Annotated in this window: 10 protein-coding genes; 7 read left to right on the top strand and 3 right to left on the bottom strand. The window is 54.0% G+C overall.

Annotated elements, in window-relative coordinates:
• The first annotated feature begins 70 nt into the window (after positions 1 to 70).
• The 6 genes from EO763_RS07080 (at position 71) to EO763_RS07055 (ending at position 8,332) form a co-directional block, all read left to right on the top strand.
• A complete protein-coding gene (locus EO763_RS07080) occupies positions 71 to 424 on the top strand; it encodes a copper-binding protein (RefSeq protein ID WP_161528500.1) in 354 nt (117 codons plus the stop codon).
• 12 nt (positions 425 to 436) lie between these two features.
• Positions 437 to 1,696 carry a TolC family protein gene (locus EO763_RS07075; RefSeq protein WP_161528499.1) on the top strand — a complete coding sequence of 420 codons (1,260 nt, stop codon included), beginning with the start codon at positions 437 to 439 and terminating at the stop codon, positions 1,694 to 1,696.
• A complete protein-coding gene (locus EO763_RS07070) occupies positions 1,693 to 3,195 on the top strand; it encodes an efflux RND transporter periplasmic adaptor subunit (protein ID WP_161528498.1) in 1,503 nt (500 codons plus the stop codon). Before EO763_RS07075 ends, EO763_RS07070 begins: the two co-directional genes overlap by 4 nt.
• The gene (locus EO763_RS07065; protein ID WP_161528497.1) at positions 3,192 to 6,329 is read left to right on the top strand and encodes an efflux RND transporter permease subunit; all 3,138 of its coding nucleotides are present in this window, start codon (positions 3,192 to 3,194) and stop codon (positions 6,327 to 6,329) included. Before EO763_RS07070 ends, EO763_RS07065 begins: the two co-directional genes overlap by 4 nt.
• A 137-nt stretch (positions 6,330 to 6,466) precedes the next feature.
• On the top strand, positions 6,467 to 7,219 hold the full coding sequence (gene gpmA, locus EO763_RS07060; protein ID WP_010302707.1) for a 2,3-diphosphoglycerate-dependent phosphoglycerate mutase: 753 nt from the start codon (positions 6,467 to 6,469) through the stop codon (positions 7,217 to 7,219).
• Positions 7,220 to 7,327: 108 nt separating this feature from the next.
• The gene (locus EO763_RS07055; protein ID WP_039494846.1) at positions 7,328 to 8,332 is read left to right on the top strand and encodes an IS110 family RNA-guided transposase; all 1,005 of its coding nucleotides are present in this window, start codon (positions 7,328 to 7,330) and stop codon (positions 8,330 to 8,332) included.
• A 325-nt stretch (positions 8,333 to 8,657) separates the two neighbouring features.
• Here EO763_RS07055 and aroG read toward each other — a convergent pair whose 3' ends face one another.
• Positions 8,658 to 9,713, bottom strand: coding sequence for a 3-deoxy-7-phosphoheptulonate synthase AroG (aroG, locus tag EO763_RS07050; protein WP_161528496.1), 1,056 nt, complete (start codon positions 9,711 to 9,713; stop codon positions 8,658 to 8,660).
• 296 nt (positions 9,714 to 10,009) lie between these two features.
• Here aroG and zitB point away from each other — a divergent pair, with 296 nt between their 5' ends.
• Positions 10,010 to 10,945, top strand: coding sequence for a CDF family zinc transporter ZitB (zitB, locus tag EO763_RS07045; protein ID WP_161528495.1), 936 nt, complete (start codon positions 10,010 to 10,012; stop codon positions 10,943 to 10,945).
• Positions 10,946 to 10,952: 7 nt separating this feature from the next.
• Here zitB and pnuC read toward each other — a convergent pair whose 3' ends face one another.
• Entirely contained in the window at positions 10,953 to 11,678 is a 726-nt protein-coding gene (gene pnuC, locus EO763_RS07040) for a nicotinamide riboside transporter PnuC (protein WP_161528494.1), read from the bottom strand.
• 59 nt (positions 11,679 to 11,737) lie between these two features.
• Positions 11,738 to 12,799 (bottom strand): quinolinate synthase NadA, encoded by a 1,062-nt coding sequence (gene nadA / locus EO763_RS07035; protein WP_161528493.1) that lies wholly within the window; start codon positions 12,797 to 12,799, stop codon positions 11,738 to 11,740.
• Positions 12,800 to 12,963: the final 164 nt, after the last annotated feature.

The following is a 12,963-nucleotide window of genomic DNA, read 5'->3' as shown; positions in this document are numbered from 1 at the left end:
AGCGATTGATAACCCCTGCGCCAGCGGGCGCAACGTCTTGTTTATCAATTATTTTTATTGGGATTATTTTATGCGTATCACTTATATGGCGCTGATTAGCGGCCTGATTTTTTCTGTTTCTTCCTTCACCTTCCCCGTGTGGGCCAACGACCACCAGCATCACGCAATGATGCCGACCACTCCCCCAGCGGCCACGACAGCCGTTTATCAAACTACCGGGATTGTTAAGCAGTGGAACGCCAACAGCGTCACGCTCTCCCACGCGCCGATTGCCGACCTCAAATGGCCTGCCATGACGATGGCCTTCACGCTGCCATCCAGCGGCGAAATAACGCCATTGCCTGTCAACACGCCAGTCACGTTCAGCTTTATCCAGAACGAGAGCGGCTACATCCTGACCGCGATTACGCCACTGCAGCCTTAACCGGAGTACATCATGAACGTATCCAAACACGACGCCGCGCGCGCGTGTCTGGCGATGTTGCTGTGGCTGCCTGCAGCTGTCTTTGCGGCAGATCTGAGTCTTGAACAGGCTTTACAGGCGGCGGAACGTTACTCCGCCGACCTGTCAGCCAATCAACACCAGATTAACGCGCTTCAGAACATGGCCGACTCTGCCACGCAGCTTCCCGACCCTAAGTTGAAATTTGGCGTCGAAAATCTGCCATTAGGCGGCAACAACGGTAGCCGACTCACGCGAGAAGGTATGACGATGCAGCGTATCGGCATCATGCAGACCTACGTCAGCAGCAGTAAGCGTGATAGCAAAGCACAGGCCATTCGGGTAGAGGCCGATGCATTGCAAAGTAATAGCGAGAGTATTCGTGCTCGTCTACAACGGGAAACGGCACAGGCATGGTTGGATCTGGCACTCTCACGAAAAGCATTGAGCGAGGTCACCGCGCTGGTCACAGAAAGCCAGCGGCAAATCGCGTCGCAAAAAGCGAGTGTGGCGGCAGGTAGTGAAGCCAGTAGCGTGCTGGATGCCCGCCTGACGTTGGCAACCATGCAGGACAGGCAGTCTGATGCAGAACGGGACACCCGCATCGCACATGCCCGGCTGGTGCAGCTTACCGGCATCTCAGATATCAATGTAAACGGCGATCTTCCCCGCTTTGAACGGCTGCCTGCCTCACCGGAGGTGCTGAGCAACACCATTCATCGACATCCAGAAATGCAGCAAGCACAGCGTGAAGCCGAGTTGGCTCAGGCTCGCTCCGCACAGTCAGCCGTTGCCGCCATCCCCAATGTTGATGTTGAAGTCTATTACGCGAAACGTGGAGATGATTACGACGATATGGCGGGCATGATGGTGACAGTCGATCTGCCGCTCTTCACATCCAAACGTCAGGATAAAGACTATGCCGCAGACGTCTCGCGCAGCATGGAAGCGCGCGACAGAGTGTTGCTCACCGAACGAGAGCACCAAGCACAACTCAATACGCTGATTGCTCAATATCAAGCCGCACAGTCTCGTTGGCAGCGCCAGAACAACGAGGTTCTCCCTCTCCAACAGCAGCGCATCAAATTGATTCAGGCTCAGTATCAATCCGGCAGCAGTAATCTTTCCGCCGTACTGGATGCCCGTCGGGCGTTACTCGAAAGCCGGATTGCCGTTCAGGATACCGCTCGGGAGATGGCGCAATATTGGGCTGCCATCCGTTATCTGACACCACAAGGAAGCCCTACGCGATGAGCAAAACAGTCACGAACAAATCACTGATGTTTAGCCTGATAACACTGGCTATTCTCAGCGCGGGTGGCGTGGGCTATCTGGTTGGCAAACAGCAAACGCCGCACTCGCCTTCTACCGCAGAGCCAGAACGTGCCGTTCTCTATTGGTATGACCCGATGGTGCCGGATAAACGTTTCGACAAACCGGGGAAATCGCCCTTTATGGATATGGAATTGGTGCCCCGCTACGCCGATGACGTGCAGGAGGACGGCGGTGTCATCGTCAGCGCTCGCCAGCAACAAAATCTCGGCGTTCGCACCACTCATGCGGAAATACGCGAACTGACTGACCGCACCACAGGTTATGGCACCGTCGCCCTCAACGAACGCGGTTTACACACGCTGGTGGCACCCAGCGGCGGCATTGTCGAGAAACTCACGGTCAATGCGCTGCAACAACAGGTGAAGAAAGGCGAAACGCTAGCCACATTATGGAACCCGACCTGGGCGGCAGCACAGCGCGAATATTTGGCGGTACGGCAGTTGGGCGACGACATACTCACCCAATCGGCCCGCCAGCGGCTGGCGCTGTTATTTATGCCGGAAGCGATTATTCGGCAGGTCGAGCGGAGCGGCAAACCACAGGACAGGATCGCGATTACCGCACCAGAAGACGGCTATGTGAATAAGTTGGAGGTGCGACAAGGCATGCAATTGAGCCCTGCCCAGCCGTTATTCGAACTTGCCAGTTTGAACCCGGTTTGGGTCGATGTCGATTATCCCGAAGCGCAGGCGGCACAGCTAACGATTGGCAGCGACATCAGCGCAACCAGTCGTGCCTGGCCGGACAAAACCTTCCACGGCAAAATCAGCGAACTGCTACCCGTGCTGGACAGTACCACACGCACACTAAAAGCCCGTGTCGTGCTGGATAACCCGCAACAGCAGCTTAAACCCGGCATGTACCTGACCGTGCAGCTTTCTCACGCTCAGGCACAGCCGCGTCTGGCGATCCCGCAGGAGGCGCTATTGGTCAACGGTAGCCAAAACCGAGTCTTACTGAGCGACGGCAACGGCCATTTCACCCCACGCAACGTCACGGCAGGCACATCGCTGGGCGATTGGGTCGAAATCATCGATGGACTGAAAGCAGGCGACAACGTAGTCACTTCGGGCCAGTTCCTGATTGATTCCGAAGCCAGCCTGCGCAGCGCCTTACCACAGTTTGATGCGGAGACATCGGCAAACCCAGCAACGCCGACTGCCCCCGCGGGCTATCACACTCAGGGAGTCATCAGGGCGATAAACGGCAATCAGGCCACCATCGAACACGAAGCGGTTCCGGCACTCAACTGGTCGCCAATGACGATGGACTTCACGCTGCCATCGTCAGGACTGCCACAGGGAGTGGGGATCGGCAGCACCGTCAGTTTTCAGTTCAGCATGGACGACAGTGGGATTCGCGTCCTGCATTTTTTACCCGCTGACGATCCGCATGCTGGCCACGGAGGTCATCCATGATTGCCTACATCATTCGCTGGTCGCTCAAAAACCGTCTTCTGGTTTTACTGGCCGCGCTATTCATGGCGGCGTGGGGTCTGCTTTCCCTGCAAAAAACGCCGCTGGATGCCCTGCCCGATTTATCGGACGTACAGGTCATCATTCGCGTCAGCTATCCAGGGAAAGCGCCGCAGGTAGTGGAAAATCAGGTGACCTACCCGCTGACGACCACCATGCTTTCCGTGCCGGGTGCCAAAACAGTACGGGGCTTTTCCATGTTCGGCGATGCCTACGTCTATGTGCTGTTTGAAGACGGCACCGATCCCTACTGGGCCCGCTCCCGTGTGCTGGAATATCTCAGTCAGGTGCAATCCAGCCTGCCCGCCGATGCGAAAACCTCGCTCGGCCCAGATGCCACTGGCGTCGGCTGGATCTACGAATACGCACTGGTCGATCGCAGCGGCAAATACAGTCTGGCCGATCTGCGCGGTTTTCAGGACTGGCTGCTGAAATATGAGCTGAAAACCGTTCCCGATGTAGCAGAAGTCGCCAGCGTGGGCGGCATGGTCAAACAGTATCAGATCGTCGTCGACCCAGAACGCATGCGAACGCAGGGCATCACCCATCAGCAGATCGTCAGCGCGGTTCAAGCAGCCAATCAGGAAAACGGCGGTTCCGTGCTGGAGTTGGGCGAAGCGGAGTACATGGTGCGCACCACCGGTTACCTGAAAACCGCGCAAGATTTCAACCATGTGGTAATGACTACCCGCAACGGCATTCCTGTGCTGTTGCAGGATGTGGCGACGCTCAGAGAAGGGCCAGAGATGCGGCGCGGCATCGCAGAACTGAATGGCGAAGGCGAAGTGGCGGGCGGCATCATCGTCCTACGCTATGGCAAGAATGCGCTGAATACGCTGCATGCTGTCAAAGCGCGGTTACAGGAAATACAAAAAAGCCTACCAGCGGGTGTAGAAATCGTCCCAACCTACGACCGCTCGCAGCTGATTGAACACGCCATCGATACGCTCAGCTTCAAGCTGCTGGAAGAATTTGTCGTTGTCGCGATCATCTGCGCCCTGTTTCTGTTTCACTTCCGCTCGGCGCTGGTGGCGATCATCAGCCTGCCGTTGGGGATACTGGGGGCGTTCATCATCATGCGCTATCAGGGGGTGAACGCGAATATTATGTCGCTGGGCGGTATCGCGATTGCTATCGGCGCCATGGTGGATGCCGCGATTGTGATGATAGAGAACATGCATAAAGTCATTGAGCAGTGGCGGTATGAAAACCCTGGGAAGCAGCCGCAGAATAATGAGTGGTGGCAGTTGGCAGAACGGGCTGCGGTGGAAGTGGGTCCCGCGCTGTTTTGCAGCCTGCTGATCATTACGCTGTCGTTTGTCCCGGTGTTCTCACTGGAGGCACAGGAAGGCCGCATGTTTTCACCGCTGGCCTTTACCAAAACCTATGCCATGGCCGTCGCCGCCGGATTAGGGATTACGCTGGTGCCGGTATTAATGGGGTATTTCGTACGCGGCAAGATACCGGACGAACAGGCGAATCCGATTAACCGCTGGCTGATTGCAGCCTATCACCCAGTGTTACAAAAGGTGTTGAGCTACCCGAAAATCACGCTGTTGATTTCTGGCCTGCTGCTGCTACTGACGCTCTTTCCGCTCGGCCGTCTGGGAAGCGAATTTATGCCACCGCTGGATGAAGGCGATCTGCTGTATATGCCTTCCACCCTGCCCGGCATCTCTGCACGGGAAGCGGGTCGTCTGCTGCAACAAACAGACCGGCTAATTAAAACCGTACCCGAAGTCGAATCGGTTTTCGGCAAAGCAGGCCGTGCCGAAACAGCAACCGACCCCGCTCCGCTCACCATGCTGGAAAGCACCATTCGGCTGAAACCGCGCGACCAGTGGCGCGAGGGCATGACCATGGACAAGCTGGTTGCCGAACTGGATCGTACCGTCAGCCTGCCGGGTATCGCGAACGTGTGGGTTCCCCCTATCCGTAATCGTCTGGACATGCTGGCCACCGGCATCAAAAGCCCGGTGGGCATTAAGGTTAACGGCAATAATCTGGAAGACATAGAGCGTACTGCAGCACAAATCGAGCAGGTGGTTAAACGGGTTCCGGGCGTGACGTCTGCACTGGCGGAACGGCTGGCGGGTGGACGCTATATCGATATTGATATCGATCGTCAGCGCGCCGCACGCTACGGCGTGTCCGTCGAAGAGCTTCAGTCGGTGGTCGCTACACTAATCGGCGGGCAAAACATCGGTGAAACCATTGAAGGCCGCCAGCGTTATCCCATCAACATCCGCTACCCACGTGAGTTACGCGATTCGCTACAAAAATTGCGTGACCTGCCCATCGTGACGGCCAACGGCAGCAGAGTGACGCTGGCAGAACTGGCTGATATTCGCGTCAGCGAAGGGCCACCGATGCTGAAAAGTGAAAACAGCCGCCTGTCGGACTGGATTTATGTCGACCTACGTGGACGCGACCTAAAATCTGCCGTTGAAGACATGCAGCAGGCCGTTGCCCAACAGGTCACGCTGCCGGAAGGCGTTTCACTGAGCTGGTCCGGTCAGTTTGAGTATCTGGAACGCGCCACGGAAAAAATGAAAGTCGTCGTGCCCTTTACGCTGCTGATCATTTTTGTGCTGCTGTATGTCACCTTCAACCGCATCAAAGACGCGCTGCTGATTATGGCAACGTTACCTTTCGCGCTGATTGGCGGCGTCTGGCTGCTCTATATCCTTGGCTATAATCTTTCTGTAGCGGGTGCGGTGGGCTTTATTGCACTGGCGGGCGTGTCGGCGGAATTCGGCGTCATCATGCTGCTGTACCTCAACCATGCAGTAGAGAAACACCGTGTGGCAGGTCAGGCGCTGTCACGCCAGCAATTGATGGATGCCATCCATGAAGGGGCAGTTATGCGCGTACGGCCAAAAATGATGACCGTGGCTACGATTATGGCAGGGCTGCTCCCCATCATGTGGGGGAGCGGCAGCGGATCTGAAATCATGCAGCGGATTGCCGCGCCGATGATCGGCGGGATGGTGAGTGCCCCTCTGCTGTCGATGCTGGTGATCCCAGCGGTCTACCTGTTATTGCACAAGAGGGATTCGGGTTTGCTGAAACGGTAAAGCCAGAGCGTGATTTTACGCAAACAACCTGCGGATAAATCACGCTTGCCATCGACTATCGATTGCCGATAACCGTTCTCCACCCCTATAATGAAATCAGTTATCACAGAAATCTTAGGATAGGAAGGAGTTTAGCTATGGCTGTAACTAAGCTGGTACTGGTAAGACACGGTGAGAGCCAGTGGAACAACGAAAACCGCTTCACAGGCTGGTACGATGTCGATCTATCCGACAAAGGCCGTTCAGAAGCTAAAGCCGCAGGTCAGCTGCTGAAAGACGAAGGTTTTGCCTTTGATTTCGCGTATACCTCCGTGCTGAAACGTGCCATTCATACACTGTGGAATGTACTGGACGAGCTGGATCAAGCCTGGTTGCCAGTTGAGAAATCCTGGAAACTGAATGAGCGCCACTACGGTGCACTGCAAGGTCTGAACAAAGCCGAAACCGCTGAGAAATACGGTGACGAGCAGGTTAAACAATGGCGTCGTGGTTTTGCGATTACGCCGCCAGAGTTGACGCGTGATGACGAACGTTTCCCGGGCCACGACCCACGTTACGCTGCTCTAAGCGACAAAGAGCTGCCGCTGACTGAAAGCCTAGCGCTGACCATCGAACGTGTTGTGCCTTACTGGAACGAAACCATCCTGCCACGCGTCAAAAGCGGTGAGCGTGTGATCGTTGCGGCTCACGGTAACTCACTGCGTGCGCTGGTAAAATACTTGGACAACCTGGGCGAAGACGAAATTCTGGAACTGAATATCCCAACTGGCGTGCCGTTGGTTTATGAGTTCGACGAGAACTTCAAGCCTATCAAACGTTACTACCTGGGCAACGCAGACGAAATCGCTGCAAAAGCTGCCGCAGTAGCGAATCAGGGTAAAGCGAAGTAATTTTCCCCTGAATGAGAAAAACCCGGCGTAGGCCGGGTAATGAGATGGTCACCCCCACCCTGTGAGCGGTACGCTGACAGGGTGTTTTTCTTTCTGAAGGGGCTCATCATGCAAAACGTTACGCTCATCGGTATCGACCTCGGCAAGCATTCGTTCCATCTCCACGCTCAGGATAAAAACGGCAATGCATTGCTACGTAAGAAGTTCTCACGTACCCAGTTAACCACCTTTCTCTCTACCTGTACCGCTTCTACCGTTGTTATGGAGTCCTGTGCTGGCGCGCATTTTATGGCACGACACATCAGCCAGCTTGGGCATCAGGTCAAGCTCATTTCACCTCAGTTCGTTCGCCCTTTTATTAAGAGTAATAAGAACGATTTTATTGATGCCGAGGCTATTTGCGAAGCCGCGTCAAGACCTTCTATGCGCTTCGTGACCCCGAGAACGGAAGACCAGCAGGCGATGTCAGCTTTGCATCGCGTTCGTGATGCTCTCGTCAGGGACCGGGTTAAAACCACCAATCAGATGCATGCTTTCCTGCTGGAGTTTGGCATTAGCATGCCGCGCGGCATCGCGGTTATCAGGCGTCTTGCCGTGGTGCTTGAAGAGCACGAACTGCCGCCTTATTTAGCGCGGTTGCTTATGCGACTCCACCAACACTACGCCTACCTCACAGAACAAATTGAGGAGGTCGAACAAGAGCTAAAAATCCATATGGCTGAAGACGATACAGCCCAGCGTTTATTGACTATTCCCGGCGTCGGGCTTATCACGGCCAGCTTTTTAGCCACGAAGCTCGGCGACGGAAAAAGTTATGCCTGCAGCCGGGACTTTGCTGCATCAACGGGGTTAGTCCCGCGTCAGTACAGCACGGGTGGAAAAAATACGCTAATGGGAATAAGTAAGCGCGGGGATAAGAATCTGCGACGGTTGCTGGTGCAATGTGCCCGGGTATTTATGCAGCGGCTGGAACATAACCGAGGGCGTCTGGCTGACTGGGTAAAGGGGCAGCTAACGCGGCATCATTCGAACGTGGTGGCCTGCGGGTTGGCGAACAAACTAGCCCGAATAGCCTGGTCGGTGACAACCCATCGGACAGCTTTTATCCAATAAAAAAGAGCCAACAGCGACGAACAGTTAGCGCTTAGGTGTTACGCAGTGACTTTCTGGTTTTGCGATGACTGATTATTGATGACATGAACGGCACAGCGACCTGTGGATGAACCTGACATAAAAAATGGCTCTTTGAAGCCGTCCGGTTTTTAAGGTTCTGCAGGCGCGGACTTCATCGTGGCGCGGGCAACGTAAGGTTGCCCATCAGACGCCGTATAGATTTAAGCAAGCCCATCATAAATCAAAATCGGTGTTGCAAAAACGGGGGTGACCATAGATTTTTTTATGGCGAGCTTCCTGCCCGCCACCCTGCAACCGTTAGATATTACTTTCTACGGCGCTCGCGTACCGCAGATGCCAACTGACGCAGCAGGGATTCTGTATCTTCCCAGCCAATGCAGGCATCGGTCACGCTGCGGCCATAAACCAGCGGCTCACCGCTTTCCAGATTCTGGTTGCCTTCGACCAGATGGCTTTCCACCATCACGCCCATAATCGCTTTCTCACCCTGCGCGATCTGCCCGCAGACATCAGTGCAGACATCCATCTGCTTTTTGAACTGCTTGCTGCTGTTCGCATGGCTGAAATCGATCATGACCTGCGGTGTCAGGCCCGCCTTTTCCAGACCAATTTTCACGTCTTTAACGTGCTCAGCACTGTAGTTCGGCGTTTTGCCGCCGCGCAGAATAATGTGGCAATCGTTGTTACCGCTGGTATTCACGATAGCCGAATGGCCCCATTTGGTCACAGACAGGAAGCAGTGTGGCGCACTGGCGGCGTTGATCGCATCAATCGCAACTTTGATCGTGCCGTCAGTGCCGTTTTTAAAGCCGACAGGGCATGACAGGCCGGATGCCAGTTCACGGTGTACCTGAGATTCAGTCGTACGTGCGCCGATAGCGCCCCAGCTCATCAGATCCGCCATGTATTGCGGAGTGATCATGTCCAGAAACTCACCCGCAGCCGGTAAACCAATGTCGTTAATTTCCAGCAGCAGCTGGCGCGCAATGCGCAGACCATCATTGATCTGGAAACTATTGTCCATGTGCGGATCGTTGATTAGCCCTTTCCAGCCAATCGTGGTGCGTGGTTTTTCAAAATAAACCCGCATCACTACTTCCAGATCGTCGCTCAGCTCGTTACGCAGCGTCAGCAGACGCGCGGCATACTCTTTTGCTGCTTTCGTATCGTGGATCGAGCAAGGCCCAATGACCACCAGAAGGCGGTCGTCATTGCCGTTAAGGATTTTATGGATGGCAGTACGCGCAAACGATACCGTTTCCGCTGCCTTCTCCGTGGCTGGAAACTTTTCTAGCAAAGCAACCGGCGGCAAAAGTTCATTAATCTCTTTAATTCTTAAATCATCATTTTGGTAATTCATAAATAAATCCATCGGTTCCGAAACGGTATGTTAACCCCATCCAATACGCGCCATCTCGCCTGTACGGGTAGCCTGAGAAACGGGATGTTTCATATTGAAGATTGATTATTATATGTCAAGCTGGTGTTGTCAGGGCGCTGAAATCAGCGGAATTTACACGATCAAATGCTCTCAGATGCCGCATCCGTCCTATTTTCACTAGAAAATAGCGCAACTGAAAGGGTCGATGAACCGCAGAATAGGCTTTCTCTGTGGGTTTCAGTAAAGTGGAATAAAATCGCAATTCAGGGTGATCTATGGCACATAACCACAGCCACACAGAATCAAGCAACAGCAAACGTCTGCTGGCCGCGTTTATCATTACTGCCACGTTTATGGTGGCAGAAGTCATTGGCGGCCTCCTGTCCGGCTCCCTCGCCCTGCTGGCGGACGCTGGCCATATGTTGACGGACGCCGCCGCGCTGTTTGTCGCGCTTGTCGCCGTACGTTTCGCACAGCGCAAACCTAATGCTCGCCATACCTTTGGCTATTTGCGGCTCACTACCCTCGCCGCCTTTGTGAACGCGCTGACGCTGATGCTGATTACCGCCTTCATCTTCTGGGAAGCCATCCAGCGCTTCTATGATCCCCAGCCCGTCGCTGGCGTCCCTATGCTGCTTGTCGCCGTTGCCGGTTTGCTGGCAAATATCGTGGCATTTTGGCTGTTACACCACGGCAGCGAAGAGAAAAATATTAATGTTCGCGCAGCGGCGCTGCATGTGCTGGGCGATCTTCTCGGATCCGTTGGCGCGATTACCGCTGCCATTATCATTCTTTATACCAACTGGACGCCTATCGACCCGATTCTCTCTATTTTGGTGTCGTGTCTGGTGCTGCGCAGTGCATGGGCGCTATTGAAAGAGAGCATTCACGAGTTGCTGGAAGGTACGCCGAGCCAGCTCAGCGTTGAGGTTCTACAGAAAGATCTGACGCTGAATATTCCCGAGGTTAGAAACATTCACCACGTGCATTTATGGCAGGTGGGTGAGAAACCGATGATGACGCTGCATGCACAGGTGGTTCCACCTCACGATCACGATGCGTTGTTAAGGCGTATTCAGGAATATTTACTGAAGCATTACCAGATTGAACACGCGACGGTTCAGATGGAATATCAACGCTGTGATGATGACCACTGCGCTTTCCACCATCAGGAAAGCCATGATGCAGAAGGCCACCACCACAAGCATTAAATTTGGATTACGCGCCGTGTGAAACCGCGCTGACGCGGTTTTCCTGTGCGCTCTTAATCCACAGCCAGGAGCCGTTCAGGGCAATCAGCGTCAGGATCGCGTATTCTACCGCCATCGCATACACGCCCTGATAAGCAAAAATCACCACGCTTATCACATCAATCACCACCCACAGCAGCCAGTTCTCGACGTATTTGCGCGTCATCAGGATCATCGCCACGATCGACAGCACCATCATGGTGGAATCCCAGAATGGGAACGCATCCGGCTGGAGATTCGGCATCTGCACAGACAACCCCAGCCCCTGCATAGCGGAAACGGCAATGCGCGTCAGCACAGCAAACACCGCGTCAATGTAGAACGTCATCAAGCCAATCGCGACAACGCACGCCACCGACCAGCCAATCAGTTTCTGCACCGGTAGCCAGCGGATGCGTAACTCCACTTCCTGCGAGTCTGTCTTGCGCGTCCAGGCATACCAGCCATAAATATTGGCGGCAAAAAAGAAGATTTGCAGCAACAGACTGGCGTAAAGTTGAATCTGGAAAAAGATCACGGCAAACAACGTGACGTTAATCAACCCAAACAGATAGTTGATGGTTTTTTCCTGACTCGCGAACCAGATACACAGCAGGCCAAACAGCGTGCCAATCGCCTCAATCCAGGAAAGATCGTATCCCCCTTCCCCCAAAGGGATATGAATTAAAATATTGCTGGTACTCAAAAAATCCATCTCATCACCCTGTCTCAATTATTGTAAAAAAATCTCTATCAAGATGCCCAAGATCTCCGTCAGGCATTCCCTTTCACACGTAATTTCAGAGAAGCCGCAAAATCCAGCATGCGATTCAGCGGGATTAACGCGCCTTCTCGCAGGGCGGCATCAACATGAATCTCATGAGCGCCACCGCCTTGCTCCAGGCCGTTAGCAATCGCCTCTAGCCCATTCATCGCCATCCACGGACAGTGGGCGCAGCTGCGGCAGGTTGCCCCTTCACCCGCTGTCGGCGCTTCCAGCAATGTTTTCTCTGGGCAGGCCTGCTGCATCTTGTAGAAAATACCGCGATCGGTCGCCACAATCAGCTCACGCTGTGGCAGCGTTTTCGCCGCCTGAATCAGTTGGCTGGTTGACCCAACGGCATCAGCCATCTCTACCACGCTCTGCGGCGATTCCGGATGGACCAAAATTGCCGCATCGGGGTACAGCACCTTCATGCGCTGCAGCGCCTGCGTTTTAAATTCGTCATGCACAATGCACGCGCCCTGCCAGCACAGTACATCCGCCCCTGTCTGCTTTTGTACATAGCTCCCCAGATGACGGTCCGGTGCCCAGATAATCTTTTCTCCCAGACTATCCAGATGCTCGATCAATTCCACCGCGATGCTGGATGTGACCACCCAATCAGCACGCGCTTTCACTGCTGCGGAGGTATTGGCATACACCACCACCGTTCGGTCTGGGTGCGCATCGCAAAAACGGCTGAACTCATCAACAGGACAACCGAGATCGAGCGAGCATTCTGCTTCCAGCGTGGGCATCAGAATCGTCTTTTCCGGGTTGAGTATCTTAGCGGTCTCTCCCATAAAGCGGACACCCGCCACCAGCAGCGTTGATGCTGAATGGGTGCTGCCGAAGCGCGCCATTTCCAGCGAGTCCGCCACACAGCCGCCAGTTTCTTCCGCCAGCGCCTGAATTTCAGGATCGGTATAATAGTGCGCGACCATGACAGCATTTCTTTCCCGCAGCAGCGTTTTTATCCTGCTACGATAGTGCTGTTTTGCATCAGCCGATAAGGGTCTGGGCTTCGGCGGAAAGGGATAAATGGTCTCATTGCTATCAAAAAGGATACTCATTATAAATTTCCACGATGACAACTCGGGTTGTAACACCTGATACTAATTAATTATCAGCATCGACGTTTTTTATCCTAAACAAAATACCGAAAACACGCCCTAAAGTCGCGGTATTTTTTCCATAAAATCCGCTATTTTGTTTAATATGCTTAAAATAGTGGGTT

The organism is Pectobacterium odoriferum (assembly GCF_009931295.1).
Classification (GTDB): Bacteria; Pseudomonadota; Gammaproteobacteria; order Enterobacterales; family Enterobacteriaceae; genus Pectobacterium; species Pectobacterium odoriferum.
This window is presented reverse-complemented; position numbering and strand designations above follow the sequence as displayed.